The following is a 16,174-nucleotide window of genomic DNA, read 5'->3' on the forward strand; positions in this document are numbered from 1 at the left end:
CCGCTCAATGAGCGGGCTTTTTGCGTTTGGGCGGTAAACAATTTTAGAATTCAGCAACCAGACTTCAGAATATTGCTGAATCCTGAATCCTGAATCCTGAATCTATGTAGGTCGCAGAGCTCACCTCTTTGTACTACGCGATAGTCACTCGTCGGCTAACTAAGTAAAAAGCTTTCTAATTTGATTTGGTGATCACTATAAAGTCTTTGTACTGTTAATTTCTCCTTAGTGATTGAAAGAAATATATTTTTATTCATAATTATTTTCATGCCTAATACTATCATTACTACTTCATGCTAAGACTTCTCATTCTGTTTATCTTCCTTTTTACATTTGAGTTATACGCAAAAGAAATCGTTGTGTTAAGCAGTGAGGGGCCTCCTCATACTATTAAACATGAAGAAAATAATGGAATTGATTTAGATGTTGTTAAGGCTGTTTTAAGCCGTTTGGGTTATAACGTTAAGTTTCATTTTGTGCCGTTAGGGCGAGCTGAGTCGTTAATCAAATCAGGTGACTTTAAAGCTATGGCGCCAATATTCATGGCTCAAGATGATGATAATTTCTTTGTTTCATTACCCATTGTGCAATATGCTCCAACTGTATTCTCATTAAAATCAAACAATTTAAATCCAGCTAACTTGGCTGAAATTAAAGGCCATTCAGTCATAACCTTTCAAGGTGCACCCGGCTATTTTGGTCCTTTCTTTGATGAGCTATCACAGCAAAAAAACTATTTTGAATCACCGAAAATGAAAGTGATCCCTGAACTTATACGCAAAGGACGATATGATTATGCTGTGTTAGATAAATTTATATTTTATTATTTTTATCGTTTAAAGAATAAAGAGCGGGATGTATCTATTTTCACCGAGCATTTGTTGATGCCTGCTGTTACTGCAAGTGCTGCTTTTTCTGATAAAGATTTACGCGATGAATTTAATCGAGAGCTTGCTGTATTTTTACTAGAAGGTGGTTATCAACGTATTGTAGAAAAGTATCTTGGTAAACTGGAAAAATAGGCTAAGCAGTTCCCTGCTTAGCCATTGCCTTTAAAGTTTAAATTCGTTTACTGTTTTATTCAGGTTACTTGCTAAAAGGCGAAGCGTTTGCGCTTCTTTAGCTAATTCGTTTGCATGATCAGATGTATTATTCACTAATGCATTGATTGAATTTAAGTTGTTATTTATATCTTCCGCGACAACTGTTTGCTCTTCCGTTGCCGTGGCAATTTGATGGTTCTGATCTTGTACTTGAGTGACTGAACTTGAAATATCAGTAAATGCTTGAAGTACTTGTTCAGTTTGTTCACTTGAGCGCGATACTTGATCTTTACCTTGTTCCATCATTTGAGTGGCTTGCACTGCAATTTGCTGTAATCGAGAGATCATATTGCGAATATCATCTGTTGATTCTTGAGTACGGCTAGCAAGCGTTCTTACTTCATCTGCTACTACGGCAAACCCTCTGCCTTGTTCGCCCGCTCTCGCTGCTTCTATGGCCGCATTTAAGGCAAGTAAGTTAGTTTGTTCAGCAATGCTATTGATAACATCAACTACACTGCCAATATTGTTAGATTCTTGCTCTAGCCCGGATACGACCTCTGCTGCTTTTTGTATATGTTCTGAAAGAGTCAGCATCTCTTCTTTTGCAGTATTTGAAAGGCTAACACCAGTGCTGGTTAACTCATTTACTGAATCTGTGCCTTCGTTAGCTTGTTGCGCATTACGCGATATTTCAAGAACTGTTGCTGCCATTTCTGTTACTGCGGTACTGACATTATCTACTTCGTCCTTTTCTTGCAGTATTTCTTGGTGTGTCTCTTCAGATACGCGACTTAATTCAGCAGAGGCGCTATCGAGTTGAATTGATTGGTCGCGGGTATTAATTAATAAGTTGCGCAGTTTATCAGTAAAGGTATTCACATGATTTGCCAACTGACCCACTTCATCATTACTGTCGATATGAATGCGCTTTGTTAAATCACCTTCGCCTGAAGCAATGTCTTTCATCGTTTCTGTAAGCAATGTAATTGGCTTTACAATCATTTGCGTAGCAAACACGATCATTGCCATAATTATTAGTAAAATGATGATAACACTTGAGGTTGTTGCCCAAGCGGCTTCTTTAACTGGGATATTGATATAGCTTTCTGGCACTAATAAACCGAGATACCAATTCAGTTTTGGTTTAGAAAGCTCTAAACGCTGATAAATAACAAAGTATGTTTCACCATTTAAGGTAACTTGCGTTTGGCCTGATTTGTGTTGTTTCATTTGCTGGTTCAACTCAGCAAATCCTTTGGTGTTAGGCATTTGAGATTCAAGTGCAGAGAGGTCATCTTTTTTGATGCCTTTAGATTCGTCTTCGATTACTGAAAGGTCATGATTAGTACGATTAGATAAATGAACAACTTTTTGCTGATCATCTAATAAAAAGCCATAGCCCACATTATTAAACTGAATTTGTTCGATCATTTCAGCAATGTTATTAAGCTTAAGATCAACGCCTCCAACCCCCACTAATTTGCGGTTTGCATCGTAAACCGTTTGTTGAACAACGGCAGATACATTACCCGTAGTTAAATCAATAGCCAGAGGGCCTACATATAAACCATCATGTTTGAGCGCATCTTGCCACCAACCGCGTTTATACGCGAAGTAGTCTGCGCCGTTGTAGTGAGTTGTACGCTCGTTTTCTTTAAAATATGCACCTGTATTAGCTGATGCAAAGAATGCTGAGAGTATGTTGCTATCGTTACCGCTAATACGTAAAAAATCTTGGTTAATTGCATTGTAGCCTTGCGCACTTTTATAGTCTGCGCCACGTTCAGTCCAATTTGCAAACCATTCGACCAGATGTGGGTTGGTAACAAAGGTTTCAACCACTCTGCCATATTGCGAAAAGAACCCCTCAATATTTATCTTTTCAGTATTTAAATAACTCTTGGCTTCAGATTCGATGGAAGTACGAGATAAGTTTGAAATATGGTTAACAAAATAAATAGCTGAGAGTATTAATAGCACAGTAATGGTGCCACCAATTAAGAATAAAATTTTCTTTCTCAAGGATAAGTTATTTAGCATTATTATTTTCCTGAGCACTAAACAGTTGTATTTTAAAGTTACAAAATCCCAAAAGCATGCGCAAAATTATTGTTATATAATCGAATTTTGTTCTAAGACTCTATCTAGTAATGACTCATAATTCAAATAATGGCGTTGTAGTGGGCGCGGGTTGGTTAGGCGCCCCTTTGGCAGAGCATCTCGAAAATTCAGGCTGGCATGTTATTAAAACTAGCCGCCAACAAAAAAATCAAAAAGGCTGGGTTCAATTTAATATCGAGCAAGATATTTGTGATATTGAACTTACTGAGGCTGTATGGTTTTTTTGTATTCCACCAGGTAGAACGCTTGAAGCACAAAGTGCGTATCAAGAATATTTAGTAAGAAGTTTAGCTGAAGCTAAAGCAAAGCAGGCTAAGTGCTTTATTTTCTGTTCTACCACAGGGGTTTATCCTGATGAGCCGCTTCACTTTACTGAATTGGATGCTTTTACGGCAAAAACCGAAAAACAATCTCGTTTACTACAAAACGAGCGAATTGTTGCTGAAAGTGGATTAAATACAGTAATAGTACGCTTAGGTGGTTTAATGGGGCCAAAACGTCACCCAGGGCGATTTTTAAGCGGTAAAAGTTTATCTTCAAGTGCGAATGCAACTGTAAATATGCTGCATCAAGAGGATGCGGTAAATGGGTTACAGTTTATAGCTGAAATTGCTGTACCCGAGCCAATTATTAATTTAGTCACACCGCATCACCCGACCAAAGAGACGTTTTATGGTGAGGCAACCAAGCAACTCGGTATGTTGCCAGTAAGCTTTGAAAAAGCAGGCAAAGAACCACGTATCATTTCAAGCGACTTATTACTAAAACTAGGCTTTAAGTTTAAATACGCGGATCTATTTGATGGCCTGCAAAATTGCTAAGAAATACGTTATTTCTTAGCGTTTGAAAGTAAGGTGCCCACCAAGTCGATATTTACTGCCAGGTGAGATTAGGCGAGTAAAACTTACAACGCCATTAGATGACCATGTACGACGGATAACTTGTAAACAAGGTTCTTCATTAAATAAGGAAAGCCACTGACTTACTTGGGCGCTAGGCATGATCGCTTCAACTGTGTGACGTGCCTCAGTGAGTGGTGCCACCTCACATAAATACTCGTGCGGTGTAATCTGCTCAAAGTTTTGTTGTAAATAGCCTGGCGCAAATGTAGGGTTAACAAAACGCTCTTCTACTTGAATTGGTGTGCCATTTTCTAAATGAACCAAAACCGAACGATATACTTGGCTGTTTTGTTCAACTCCTAGAGCAATGGCAATAGGCGCGATTGCAGGCATTGATTCTAAAACTTCTGGAATACATCGATGATCACTGCCGCGCTCTTTTATCTCGTCAGCAATATTGCGAATTTCAAGTAAGTTAGATTGTGATTTAAAACTGGCAACAAATGTTCCCAAACCTTGCGTGCGACTTAAAATACCGGCATCAGTTAGTTCACTGAGCGCACGGCGAGCTGTCATACGGCTAACACTAAATTGTTCTGCCAATTCATTTTCAGAAGCGACGCGGCTGTGCTCAGCCCATTCACCTGATTTAATTTTGCTAATGATGTGTTGTTTTATTTGCGCAAATTTAGGTTGTGCCATAGTAACAGTGTTATTGATTAATCAATTGTTTTAAGCCTTTTACCTAAGCAATCGCGAGTAATCAAGCTATAGTTGATAAAAGATACAATCAAGATGGCATATTTGTATTGTATATACAAGTGTTCTTGGTAGACTTTCATTTTTAGATTACATGTATTTTGAGTAAGTTATGACAGCCAATGACGTAAATACGGCAGCGAAACAGCCTTTCGATTTAGTAATTACAAATGTCCATATTGCAACGATGGATAACACCATTGATGATACTTATGGTGCGATAGTTAATGCTGCTTTAGGTATCAAAGATGGCAAAATTGCGTGGTGCGGGCAAGCGTCGACATTTCCTGAATTTGATAGTTTACAAACACCCGTTGTGAATGGGCATGGCAAGTGGATTACGCCAAGTTTTATTGATTGTCATACGCATATAGTGTGTGCGGGTAACCGCGCAAATGAATTTGAAATGCGTTTGAATGGCGCCAGCTATCAGGAAATTGCAGCGCAAGGTGGTGGTATTATTTCAACTGTAAAAGCGACCCGTGAGGCTGACCATGAAGCGCTGTTTGTAACTGCTAAAGAACGTCTAAATGCACTTCTTAATGAGGGTGTTACCACGGTAGAAATTAAGTCAGGCTATGGTTTAGATTTAGACAGTGAAATTAAAATGCTGGAAGTGGCTGAACAGCTAAATCAGCATCACCCTATCGATGTGCAAAAAACGTTTCTAGGTGCGCATGCACTGCCACCAGAATTTAAAGACGATGCTGATGGTTATATTTCATTAGTATGTAATGAAATGCTGCCTAAAGTAGCAGAGCTAAAACTTGCTGATGCGGTAGATGCATTTTGTGAAGGCGTTGGTTTTTCTAACGAGCAAACGCGCCGAGTATTTGATGCTGCAAAACAATATAACTTACCAGTAAAGTTACATGCTGAGCAGTTATCAAACTTAAAAGGCGCAGAACTGGTTGCCGAATATAATGGTTTGTCAGCAGATCATATCGAGTTTCTTGACGAAAATGGTGTGATTGCGATGGCGAAAGCTAATACTGTTGCAGTGTTACTGCCAGGCGCGTTTTATTTTTTACGTGAGACGCAGCTACCACCCATTGAATTACTGCGTAAGCACAAAGTGGCAATGGCAATTGCAACTGATTTTAACCCAGGTACATCGCCAATCTGTTCGGTACAATTAATGCTTAATATGGCATGTACTTTATTTAGACTAACTCCAGCAGAATCATTAGCGGGTGTTACAGTGAATGCAGCAAGCGCATTAGGCCTTAATGATCGCGGTAAAATTAAAGTAGGACTAAACGCTGATTTTGCACTTTGGGATATTGATTCTCCGGCTCAGTTATCGTATCAATATGGCGTCAACCCATTGAAGGGGCTATGGAAAGATGGTCAGCAATTAAAATAGGAAGCTATTTCCGGTGAGAGGCGTATGAAAAAAATAATAGCGGCAAGTACATTAGTGTTGAGTTCATTTTCACTTTTTGCTGCAACAGATACGGTAATGTTTACATTTCCTAGTTTAGTTGCAGGTATGCTTCTGGTTAGTTGGCTACTAGCGATTTTGCAGGCTGGAAACGCGGTAATTCGTGTGCTGGATATTTTGCTGGGTGTTGCAACATTAGCGTTTTTATCTACCTATAATGTTGTCGCACTTATTATCTGCGCCCTTATTCTCACCGCCGAATGTTATTTTACACAGCAGAAAAAAGCCCAGCGCATGGCGCTATGGTTAAACATTGTTAGCTTGGCGTTATTTTTGGCGCTATCTGCGGGCTTTTATCTCGAAGTACTCAATGGCGCTTGGCTCGGCGTTGCTGTGGTATTTCATTATGTTTGCGCTAATTTGTACACCTTTTTCCGCCGCGAGCGACGTTTACAGGTTGCATTATCAAATAAAATGAAAGGCGCTGAAGCGCATAACGATAAGCAATTATTGTTAGACCGCAGTTTGTTTCTAAACGGGTATGATAATTGGCAAAAAAACTCGTTAAGTCGGGTTTTAGTGCTAATTAAACTAGAAGGTTTAGGCAAGATTAATCGTATGGTTGGTCATGATTTTGGTGACTTACTTATTGCGAAACTAGGTAAAAAAATCAATGATGAATTGAATGCGTCAGATGTGCTTTCATTGACTATGTTTAATGAGCCAGTAAAGCTATGTTACTTAGGTGGTGTTGACTTTGCCTTTGCAGTTGATACTAGCGTTGAAGCGCATCTTCATCAGCGTTTAGTGCATCGTATTTATGATTTAGTTCATAAGCCAACGCATGTTGAAAATATTGATTCAGAGCTAAGCCTTCGCGCTGCCATTGTGGAAGATCAAAAACAGTTAAAAGGGCAGCAGTTACTTGCACAAGCTTTCCTTTCTATTGAATTTACAAATGAGATTGATTGGTTAATCACATTTGAGAAAGAAATTGCCGAACGAGCTGAAAAACGCAAACAGCTTCTCGCGGATTTATCAATTCTGGATTTTGAACGCGACTTTCAACTTTATTTTCATCCTGTAATTGATATTGAAACTAATCAAATCTTATTTATTGAACTGCTATTAAGATGGCATCATCCTAAGTTTGGTACTTTAGAGGCCAAACACTTTATTGATGAAATTAATGCCGCAGGCTTAACATTGCCAATTGCCCACTGGGTTTCAGAAAAAGCAGCTGAGTTAGCGCTTGCGATTAAGTTAGAAGAAATTCATATCCCAATCAGCGTTAATTTGTTTGGTAAAGAGTTATTACAAGATGAGTTTATTGACCATTTAGCAGAAGTGCTTGTAGAGCACAGATTAAGTGAAGGCGATATTATTATTGAAGCGCCGGCAAATGTGTTTATGAGTTTACCTGATTTTGGTGAATCAATCTTACGACGTTTAAAAGAAAATAATATTGCTGTGTGTCTCGATGATTTAGGCATTGAGCCTTTACAGCTTTCTAGGCTGCCGCGTCTTGCGCTTAATTATGTCAAAGTAGATGGCTCTATTGTTAAGGAGCTTGCTGAAAACGTTAATACTCGTAGTTTATTGAGCGGTATTATCGATATGAGCAATAGCTTAGGCATTAAAGTAGTGTGTGAAGGTATAGAGTCTGAAACTCAGTATACTTACATTAGCACTATGAAGTGCCACGCAGCGCAAGGTTATTTATTCTCAAGACCGTTGCCAAATGTCGGTTTATTAGGCTGGCTAAAACAGTGGCAAAAACGTTTAGCTAATGGAGAGCGCCCTTACTAGGGCGCTTTTTATTTGGGACTATGATTCTCGGCCACTTAAATAGCTAGCAACTAACGCTGCTATTTTTATTTGGGACTATGATTCTCGGCCACTTAAATAGCTAGCAACTAACGCTGCTAAAATTTGGCCTGCTTCATTGTTACCTTGATTAACCCCGTTAGCGTGCTCACTTGGTGCAGCCTCACATAGGTGTAAATAGCGAGTGTAAGGGCTTAAAGCTAGCTGGTAGACAAACTGCTCGGCTTCGCAGACTGCCAAACCGCAGTTAGTAAATGCGCTCACTGGCATATACGAAATGCTATCAACATCTACTTCAATACCCATAGGTAATTGGTAACTTTGCATTCGCGCTAGTGCTGATTTATTTGCTTCAGTTAGCGAAATTTCTTGGCGTACTTTTATTGCTTGATAAGAGTCAAACGAAAAACCTGCATCGTGCATGCTATCAATAATCGCCTGGTTGTTTTTCAGCTCATGCATGGCAATAACATGATAGTCACGCAGGTAATTCTGTTTATGTGCATAGCTAAAGCCATTACCACTATGGCGCCCTTCTAATGCTCTAAAGTCAGCGTGTGGATCTAAGTTGATAGCACAACAAGCTTTTTCAGTACTTTTACTAAGGGCTTTAATAATTGGGTAGCAATTATTATGACCACCGCCAATGACGATAGGCTCTAAGCCTGCATCAAAAATCATTTTTAATATTGGGCTGGCAATATCATCAATTTCACCACAAAGCTGACGCAATAATTCAAGCTCTGCAGGTACTTTGTTGCTTAGGCCTTGGCCGCGTTTCATAATATCAACGCAATCAACTTCACCTAACAATAATACTTTATTGCTCGCAATAAACTGATTTGCTTGCAGGTTTAAAAACTTGGAGAGAAAGGCTTTCCAGCCAAGATTTGCACCCCCATTACCTAAGTTTGCACGTGGCCCAATATCTTCGGGAATTCCCACTAATACATACTTTATGCCATAGGCTGAGGCATCGGCTAACGCGTCTGCAATTGATTGTTGCTGATTGATAAATGAAATACTTTGCCAAACGCGCTGTTCGCCAGCGCGTGATTGGCATAAATCCGAAATGCTTTGTTCGGTATAAACAGTTAGGTTATTCATCATCTAAATCAATTGATAGCTCTTCAGCTGAAAGGATAATGCCTGTGCTATCAGCATAGATATAATCGCCATCAAAGAAAGATACACCTGCAAAGTTAACTGGTACGCCGGACTCACCAAAGCCTTCACTGTCAGCGGCAACAGGGATTGATGCTACCGCTTGAATGCCAATATCAAGCTCTTCTAAGTCACTAACATGACGCACACTGCCATAAACAACAAGGCCTTCCCAGTTGTTATCAAGTGCCAGCTCAGCAAGTTCGATATCAATTAGTGCGCGGCGAGTAGAGCCACCTCCATCGATGAGTAACACTTTGCCTGTACCATCTTCGGATAATGTTTCGCGAATTAGCTGGTTATTTTCAAAACATTTAATCGTTGTGATTTGTCCTGAAAACGCAGTTGCGCCAGCAAAATTAACAAATAAAGGTTCTAGTACGTCGATGCTATCAGCAAACTGATCACACAGGTCTGATGTATTGATTTCCATATTAGCTCCAAGGGCTTAAGTAGTTTACTCAGTATACCCTGCAGTATGATTAATACAATTGATCTTACGCGCTTTTCTGTTTGTTTTATTTGAAACACTGTCACAAATAGGTCATCAAAATACCATCTTAATTACGTGAAACTGTCACCTCTTTGTTACTTGCCCAATCTAAAGTCACACTAACAACTCTAAGAAGAGAATTGCTATGCAAACCATTTCACAGTTAGACCGAAAAGCGTTTTTTAAGTTATTCAATCACCAAGCATCAAAACGTCGATTGTATGTCATAAAAACAGTGTCGAAATTGGGCGATGGCTTTGTTTATTTAATGGTTGGGGCTGTGTGTTATGTGGTGGATACAGAGGCGAGTAAACTTGCTCTGTCTGCCCTTATTTTGGGGTTTGCATTAGAGCGACCAATTTACTACCTGCTAAAAAACACCCTAAAAAGAGAGCGGCCTAGCCAAACTATTGTAGAGGGGTTTGTTGTGCCAAGTGATCGCTTTAGTTTACCTTCGGGGCATAGCTCTGCGGCTTGGTTATTTGCCTCAGTGATTAGTTGGTACTTTCCTGAACTGAGCTATGTTTTATTTGTGGCTGTGGCTATTTCATTGTCTCGGGTTATGCTAGGAGTGCATTACCCTTGTGATATTTTGGTGGGGGCGATGTTGGGCATTTGCTTTGCTTCTGTTGGTATTATAGGGGCAACACTATGAATATTTTGTATGGTATTCAAGGCACAGGTAATGGGCATATCACGCGTGCTCGTGCTATGGCGAAAGCATTTGCAAAAAGTGATGTGAAGGTAGATTACTTTTTCAGTGGTCGGCCTGCTAATAAGTATTTTGATATGTCAGACTTTAATGACTATCGTACGCGAGAAGGTTTTACCTTTGCCATTGAAAATGGCTGTGTAAATAAATTAGCAACCCTTAAAAATGTCCGTATTGGGCAGTTTGTACATGATGTCAAACAGCTAGATTTATCAGGCTACGACTTGGTTGTAAATGATTTTGAGCCGATCTCTGCATGGGCAGCAAAAATGGCTAAAGTTCCCTGTATTGGCATTAGCCATCAGGCATCTTTTTTATCAAATAAAGTCCCCTCGCAGGGCGCTAACTTAACCACTCGTATGGGGTTAAAGTTATTTGCCCCTGCTAGCTGCTATTTAGGTGTGCATTGGTTTCCTTACCATCAAAATATCATTCCACCATTTATTGAGCCTGTAAAAAGTTGGCAACAAGATAACTTTATCGAAAACAAAGTGTTAGTTTATTTACCGTTTGAGGAACCGCAAAAAATAATTGAAATGCTCAAGTATTTTCCTGAGTTTGAGTTTTACTGCTATCACCCACAATTAAATAACCAGACGATTAATCAGCATATTCATCTTCGCGCTCCTTGTCGTATTGGCTTTTTGAATGATCTTGTTTCTGCATCAGGAGCGATTGGTAATGCCGGGTTTGAGCTCTCAAGTGAAGCATTACGTTATGGCAAAAAACTGCTATTAAAACCGTTGTCAGGGCAGTTTGAGCAAGCATCAAATGCCTTTACTTTGGTTAAGGCGGGTCTTGCGACCAGCATGAGTTGTTTAAATGTTGATATTGTTGATGATTGGCTTTCAGTAAACAGTAAACAAGCGATAAATTTTCCAAGTGATCCCAGTCCGCTTACTGATTGGATTGCAAGGGGAACGTTAGATGTAAAATCCCTTTCTGACAGCTTGTGGAAGAATGTTCAGTTACCAAATTTTGCTTAAATTAGTAAAGCTTTAGCACAATTCAAGATTGCATCTATACTTTTATAAGCTTTCTAAAATTTATAGATTACAGAGGTTTATATGGAGCTGCTACAGCGTCTAACAATTAAAGCGCGGCTGCAACTTAATGCTGTTTTTGTTGGGGCGGCGATGTTTATTTTGTTGCTGGTAATTCTTTATGAAGCATCGGTAATGCTGAAATTGAACAATGCAATCCAGCTAACAGAAGAGCTTGCTATTCAAGAGGGGATCTTACGAAAGCATGAAAAAAACTTTTTATTTTATAAAGGTGAAGAGTCATTAGAAGCGTTTGATAATGAGTTTAAAACATTAAAGTCTAAATCAAATAAGCTAAATGATTTATTAACAGACCTGTCTATTTCAACAAATACACTTAGTCAGCTCGAACGTGTTGTTGATGAGTATAAATCTGATTTTAATGAGGTTGTGGCTCTACAAAGAAAAATAGGCCTTCATCCTAAAGACGCAGCCTATGGCAATTTACGTAATGCAGTCCATCAGGTAGAGACTTTATTAAAACAGCAAAAAAATTATATGTTGCTTTCAGATATGCTGCAATTAAGACGTAATGAAAAAGACTTTATGTTGCGCTTAGATAAAAAGTACCTGTCTAAATTTAATGACAATATCCAAGTTTTTATTACAGACATTAAAAATGCTGGTTTTGATGCAAGTTATGAAGCTAACTTACTATCACTGCTTAACACTTACCAAAAAGAATTTACAGCATTAGTTGCTGCGCAAGAAGCACTTGGCCTAAATTTGGAGTCAGGCGCTTTGGGTAAAATGTCAGCTAGTGTGGCGCAAAGTGACGTATTAGTAGATAAAATGACCGCGGAAACAAAAGCGGCAATTGAAAGTAGTGCTGATTTTTCACGAACAGCAGCTATTGTAATATTTATTATTTCCACAGTTATTGTAATGAGTTTGGTTTATATGACCAGCCGTTCAATAATTGTTCCAGTAAACAAGGTGTGTGATGTTATTCACCAAATTCGCAGCACCAATGATTTAACTCGAAGTGTGCAAAGTGTTGGTAATGATGAGATTGCGCGTATGACGAGTGATTTTGATTCATTTATCGGCGACTTTAAAAACTTAATATTTGAAGTAAAACAGGCGCTTGGCATTTTAAATTCAGCAACAGAAAATCTAGCCAGCACCACAGCAGAAACCAGTGACGGTATGCGTGAGCAATTACATGAAGCAGATATGGTAGCAACTGCTGCAACCGAAATGCAGGCAACCATCCAAGATATTTCACACAATACTGAAGCCGCAGCGAAAAAAGCCGAGTCTACAAACGAGAATGCAATGCAGGGTAAGCAGGAAGTGGATTCAACAGTGTCACGTATTTCCGAGCTCACTCATTCATTAACACATGCCTCAGATGTGGTAACCCAGCTTGAGCAAGATGCAGTCACGATTGGCTCCGTTTTGGATGTTATTAGAGGTATAGCTGAGCAGACTAATTTACTTGCACTTAATGCCGCAATTGAGGCTGCGCGTGCCGGTGAGCAAGGTCGGGGCTTTGCAGTGGTTGCAGATGAAGTCCGTTCACTTGCACAGCGTACGCAAGATTCTACACAAGAGATAGAAAGTATTATTTCAACATTGCAACAACGTACACAAGAAGTGGTGAATGTGATGGAGCGCTGTAAAACGCAAGGTAGTGCGAGTTCTGAACAAGCGGTACAAGCGGGTAGCTTACTTTATTCTATCAGCGAAGATGTTCAAACTATTATGGATATGAGCACGCAAATCGCCACTGCAATTGACGAACAAAATCAAGTTGCATCTGAAGTGAATAAAAACGTAATTAAAATTCGCGATATTGCTGAGCAGGCAGCTGCGCACGCAGAAACGAATGCGCAAACCAGTGAAGAAGTTTCGGCTCAAGCAGAGGTATTACACAAAGCAATTGAAAAATTTAATGTGTAAGTTTTATTGGGATCAAAGCCTCGCGAGAGGCTTTTTTTTGTTTAAGCGTAGCAAGGTAGTTTTGCCATAATTGATCATGATTTTTTGAAAGTTGTGCTAAGTAATCCCAGCTATACAACCCTGTGTTATGGCTATCATCAAAGATGATACGTGCAGCATAATGGCCAACCTGTTCAATTGCTGAAATTGCCACATCTTTTTTGTTTGTTACCAAAATAGCATTGCCATGACCTTGCACTTCAGCTGAAGGGGAGTGAACTCTTAAAAACTCAGCACTTAAAGTGGCAATATGTTGATTATCAAAATGCACATCTAATTGCTTGGAGATACGATGGTAATGTAATTTGGTGACTAACATATAATTTCCAAATAAAAAGGTGCTAAAAAGCACCTTTTTTGTATTTCTAAAAGGTGTTTAGATTATAAGATAAAACGACTTAAATCTTCATCTTTAACCAGTTCACCTAAGAAGCGCTCAACATAATCAGCATCAACAATTAGGCTTTCACCTGATTTTTCGCTGGCGTCATATGAAATCTCTTCCATTAGCTTTTCCATTACAGTATGTAAACGGCGTGCACCAATATTTTCGGTCTTTTCATTTACTTGCCATGCTGCTTCAGCAATTTTTGTAATCGCATCTTCACGGAATTCAACATTAACACCTTCGGTACCCATTAATGCTTGGTATTGTTCAGTTAAAGAAGCATGAGGTTCTGTTAGAATACGCTCAAAATCAGATGATGTTAATGCTTCAAGCTCAACGCGAATCGGCAAACGACCTTGCAGTTCAGGAATAAGGTCTGACGGTTTTGCCATCTGGAATGCTCCTGATGCGATAAACAAAATATGATCTGTTTTCACCATACCGTGTTTTGTATTTACCGTTGAGCCTTCAACAAGCGGCAGTAAGTCACGTTGTACACCTTCACGGCTTACATCTGGGCCTGATGATTCACCACGTTTACAGATTTTGTCGATTTCATCAATAAACACAATACCGTTTTGCTCAACTGCATTAATGGCTTGCTCTTTTAACTCTTCTGGATTTACAAGCTTGGCAGCTTCTTCTTCCGTTAATAACTTGAAGGCGTCTTTAATTTTAAGTTTGCGCTTAGACTTTTTGTCACTACCCATGTTTTGGAACATGCTTTGTAGCTGGTTAGTCATTTCTTCCATACCAGGAGGTGCCATAATCTCAACACCTACTGGCGCTTGAGAAATATCAATTTCGATTTCTTTATCGTCTAATTGACCTTCACGTAATTTTTTACGGAATGCTTGGCGAGTTGAGGTGTTTTCAGATTCTTGTGCTTGGCCCCATGCATCTTTTGCTGGTGGCAATAACGCATCTAAAATACGCTCTTCGGCTGCTTCTTCAGCTCTAAACTTAAATTTTTCAGTTTGTTGCTCACGCGTCATTTTGACCGCAATATCGGCAAGATCACGAATAATCGTTTCAACTTCTTTACCTACATAGCCCACTTCAGTGAACTTTGTCGCTTCTACTTTTATAAAAGGAGCATTGGCAAGTTTAGCTAAACGACGCGCAATTTCTGTTTTACCAACACCTGTTGGGCCAATCATTAGAATATTTTTAGGTGTTACTTCGCTGCGTAGAGCGGCATCAAGTTGCATGCGTCTCCAGCGGTTACGAAGCGCAATAGCTACTGCTTTTTTCGCTTTATTTTGACCAATAATATGCTGATCTAACTCGTGTACAATTTCTCTTGGTGTCATCGCAGACATATTAAATTACCCCAGCTCTTCAATTGTTTGGAAGTTATTAGTAAATACGCAAATATCGCCTGCAATCTTTAAGCTTTTTTCTACAATTTCGCGTGCGCTAAGTTCAGTGTTTTCTAAAAGTGCAATTGCTGCCGATTGGGCAAAGTTGCCACCGCTACCAATAGCAATTAAATCATGTTCTGGTTGCACAACATCACCATTACCGGTGATGATAAGGGATGCGGTTTCATCTGCTACCGCTAATAGGGCTTCAAGCTTTCTAAGTGCACGGTCGCTGCGCCAATCTTTTGCCATTTCAACGGCTGCTTTTGTTAAATGACCTTGGTGCATTTCAAGTTTGGATTCAAAGCGTTCAAAAAGCGTAAATGCATCTGCAGTACCGCCAGCAAAGCCTGCAAGCACTTTGCCATTATAAAGGCGACGTACTTTTTTTGCGTTGCCTTTCATTACTGTGTTACCGAGTGATACTTGGCCATCGCCACCAATCACTACTTTGCCTTCACGGCGCACAGAAACTATCGTAGTCATAAATAAACCTTAGGTTTAATCTGTTAATTTCAATTGTTATTGATATGTGGACGAAGATGAGTATTTCAAGGGGAGGTTTGGAACTTGGTAGCCAACTAAGCTACCAAGTGATGAATTGATAATTAAATTTGTGTGATATTACTTCGGCATTAAATAAATACGGCAGCGAGACATGCGGGCACGCTTGATTTGGTTGTTCGCACTTTCGGCTAAACGTTTGGTTTCAAATGGCTCGATTTTTACACGATACCAAACACCGTTTTTACCTTCGGTACGGTCAACATCAGCAATTAAACCTGTTTTAAATGCAATTTGTGCTTTTAGCGCTTCAGCATCATCACGATTTCGAAGTGATGCACACTGCATATAATAAGGACCTTGTTGTTCTTGCTCTTCAACTTCGACTTCTATTTTGGCATTTTCAATTTCATCAATAAAGTCGGGCTTTTTCGGCTTTGGCTTAGGTGCTGAGGTTTGCTCTTTTTGAGCTATTTGTTTTGCTGCTTTACCTTCACTGTTTGTTGTAATGAAATAAAGACCATAAATACCAGCCGATACTAAAACAACTGCAACTAAAAGCGCTGCAATAGGAAAAGGGCGT

The 16,174-nt window shown here is 39.4% G+C and carries 15 protein-coding genes; 7 read left to right on the top strand and 8 right to left on the bottom strand.

Annotated features, from left to right (window positions below):
- Positions 1-359 precede the first annotated feature (359 nt).
- Positions 360-1,022 (top strand): substrate-binding periplasmic protein, encoded by a 663-nt coding sequence (locus ON073_RS17925; protein WP_274763250.1) that lies wholly within the window; start codon positions 360-362, stop codon positions 1,020-1,022.
- Between the two features lie 30 nt (positions 1,023-1,052).
- On the opposite strand, the gene ON073_RS17930 is transcribed toward ON073_RS17925, so the two are convergent.
- Positions 1,053-3,086: a methyl-accepting chemotaxis protein gene (locus ON073_RS17930; RefSeq protein ID WP_274763251.1), complete on the bottom strand. Its 2,034-nt coding sequence runs from the start codon at positions 3,084-3,086 to the stop codon at positions 1,053-1,055.
- 110 nt (positions 3,087-3,196) lie between these two features.
- Here ON073_RS17930 and ON073_RS17935 point away from each other — a divergent pair, with 110 nt between their 5' ends.
- Positions 3,197-3,988, top strand: coding sequence for a hypothetical protein (locus tag ON073_RS17935; protein WP_274763252.1), 792 nt, complete (start codon positions 3,197-3,199; stop codon positions 3,986-3,988).
- 15 nt (positions 3,989-4,003) lie between these two features.
- Here the strand turns inward: ON073_RS17935 and hutC are convergent, their stop codons facing one another.
- The gene (gene hutC, locus ON073_RS17940; protein WP_274763253.1) at positions 4,004-4,711 is read right to left on the bottom strand and encodes a histidine utilization repressor; all 708 of its coding nucleotides are present in this window, start codon (positions 4,709-4,711) and stop codon (positions 4,004-4,006) included.
- A 169-nt stretch (positions 4,712-4,880) separates the two neighbouring features.
- Between hutC and hutI the strand changes: the two genes are divergently transcribed.
- Positions 4,881-6,134: an imidazolonepropionase gene (hutI, locus tag ON073_RS17945; protein ID WP_274763254.1), complete on the top strand. Its 1,254-nt coding sequence runs from the start codon at positions 4,881-4,883 to the stop codon at positions 6,132-6,134.
- Positions 6,135-6,158: 24 nt separating this feature from the next.
- On the top strand, positions 6,159-7,961 hold the full coding sequence (locus tag ON073_RS17950) for an EAL domain-containing protein (protein ID WP_274763255.1): 1,803 nt from the start codon (positions 6,159-6,161) through the stop codon (positions 7,959-7,961).
- Positions 7,962-8,036: 75 nt separating this feature from the next.
- Here the strand turns inward: ON073_RS17950 and ON073_RS17955 are convergent, their stop codons facing one another.
- Positions 8,037-9,089, bottom strand: coding sequence for a formimidoylglutamase (locus ON073_RS17955; protein ID WP_274763256.1), 1,053 nt, complete (start codon positions 9,087-9,089; stop codon positions 8,037-8,039).
- The gene (gene rraA, locus ON073_RS17960; protein WP_274763257.1) at positions 9,079-9,576 is read right to left on the bottom strand and encodes a ribonuclease E activity regulator RraA; all 498 of its coding nucleotides are present in this window, start codon (positions 9,574-9,576) and stop codon (positions 9,079-9,081) included. The genes ON073_RS17955 and rraA overlap by 11 nt, the downstream gene beginning before the upstream one ends.
- Positions 9,577-9,781: 205 nt before the next feature.
- On the opposite strand from rraA, the gene ON073_RS17965 reads away from it, so the two are divergent.
- The 3 genes from ON073_RS17965 to ON073_RS17975 all read left to right on the top strand — a co-directional run bounded on the left by ON073_RS17965 (position 9,782) and on the right by ON073_RS17975 (position 13,296).
- Complete coding sequence (locus ON073_RS17965; RefSeq protein ID WP_274763258.1) at positions 9,782-10,291, top strand: phosphatase PAP2 family protein; 510 nt, start codon at positions 9,782-9,784, stop codon at positions 10,289-10,291.
- Positions 10,288-11,334, top strand: coding sequence for an MJ1255/VC2487 family glycosyltransferase (locus ON073_RS17970; RefSeq protein ID WP_274763259.1), 1,047 nt, complete (start codon positions 10,288-10,290; stop codon positions 11,332-11,334). The genes ON073_RS17965 and ON073_RS17970 overlap by 4 nt, the downstream gene beginning before the upstream one ends.
- A gap of 81 nt (positions 11,335-11,415) precedes the next feature.
- The gene (locus ON073_RS17975; protein ID WP_274763260.1) at positions 11,416-13,296 is read left to right on the top strand and encodes a methyl-accepting chemotaxis protein; all 1,881 of its coding nucleotides are present in this window, start codon (positions 11,416-11,418) and stop codon (positions 13,294-13,296) included.
- On the opposite strand, the gene ON073_RS17980 is transcribed toward ON073_RS17975, so the two are convergent.
- The 4 genes from ON073_RS17980 to ON073_RS17995 all read right to left on the bottom strand — a co-directional run.
- Positions 13,286-13,654: a gamma-butyrobetaine hydroxylase-like domain-containing protein gene (locus ON073_RS17980; protein WP_274763261.1), complete on the bottom strand. Its 369-nt coding sequence runs from the start codon at positions 13,652-13,654 to the stop codon at positions 13,286-13,288. The two genes, ON073_RS17975 and ON073_RS17980, sit on opposite strands and share 11 nt — an antisense overlap.
- Before the next feature lie 62 nt (positions 13,655-13,716).
- Positions 13,717-15,045 (bottom strand): HslU--HslV peptidase ATPase subunit, encoded by a 1,329-nt coding sequence (hslU, locus tag ON073_RS17985; protein WP_274763262.1) that lies wholly within the window; start codon positions 15,043-15,045, stop codon positions 13,717-13,719.
- Positions 15,046-15,051: 6 nt separating this feature from the next.
- Positions 15,052-15,573, bottom strand: coding sequence for an ATP-dependent protease subunit HslV (gene hslV / locus ON073_RS17990; protein WP_274763263.1), 522 nt, complete (start codon positions 15,571-15,573; stop codon positions 15,052-15,054).
- 138 nt (positions 15,574-15,711) lie between these two features.
- The coding region (locus tag ON073_RS17995) for an SPOR domain-containing protein (RefSeq protein WP_274763264.1) at positions 15,712-16,174 on the bottom strand (463 nt) is incomplete at its 5' end.

This window comes from Pseudoalteromonas sp. G4 (genome assembly GCF_028875915.1).
Classification (GTDB): domain Bacteria; phylum Pseudomonadota; class Gammaproteobacteria; order Enterobacterales; family Alteromonadaceae; genus Pseudoalteromonas.

Bases quoted from the DNA above. Each gene is read 5' to 3' on its own strand.
- ON073_RS17930 (WP_274763251.1), bottom strand. From the start codon at position 3,086: ATGCTAAATAACTTATCCTTGAGAAAGAAAATTTTATTCTTAATTGGT.
- ON073_RS17935 (WP_274763252.1), top strand. From the start codon at position 3,197: ATGACTCATAATTCAAATAATGGCGTTGTAGTGGGCGCGGGTTGGTTA.
- hutC (WP_274763253.1), bottom strand. From the start codon at position 4,711: ATGGCACAACCTAAATTTGCGCAAATAAAACAACACATCATTAGCAAA.
- hutI (WP_274763254.1), top strand. From the start codon at position 4,881: ATGACAGCCAATGACGTAAATACGGCAGCGAAACAGCCTTTCGATTTA.
- ON073_RS17950 (WP_274763255.1), top strand. From the start codon at position 6,159: ATGAAAAAAATAATAGCGGCAAGTACATTAGTGTTGAGTTCATTTTCA.
- ON073_RS17955 (WP_274763256.1), bottom strand. From the start codon at position 9,089: ATGATGAATAACCTAACTGTTTATACCGAACAAAGCATTTCGGATTTA.
- rraA (WP_274763257.1), bottom strand. From the start codon at position 9,576: ATGGAAATCAATACATCAGACCTGTGTGATCAGTTTGCTGATAGCATC.
- ON073_RS17965 (WP_274763258.1), top strand. From the start codon at position 9,782: ATGCAAACCATTTCACAGTTAGACCGAAAAGCGTTTTTTAAGTTATTC.
- ON073_RS17970 (WP_274763259.1), top strand. From the start codon at position 10,288: ATGAATATTTTGTATGGTATTCAAGGCACAGGTAATGGGCATATCACG.
- ON073_RS17975 (WP_274763260.1), top strand. From the start codon at position 11,416: ATGGAGCTGCTACAGCGTCTAACAATTAAAGCGCGGCTGCAACTTAAT.
- ON073_RS17980 (WP_274763261.1), bottom strand. From the start codon at position 13,654: ATGTTAGTCACCAAATTACATTACCATCGTATCTCCAAGCAATTAGAT.
- hslU (WP_274763262.1), bottom strand. From the start codon at position 15,045: ATGTCTGCGATGACACCAAGAGAAATTGTACACGAGTTAGATCAGCAT.
- hslV (WP_274763263.1), bottom strand. From the start codon at position 15,573: ATGACTACGATAGTTTCTGTGCGCCGTGAAGGCAAAGTAGTGATTGGT.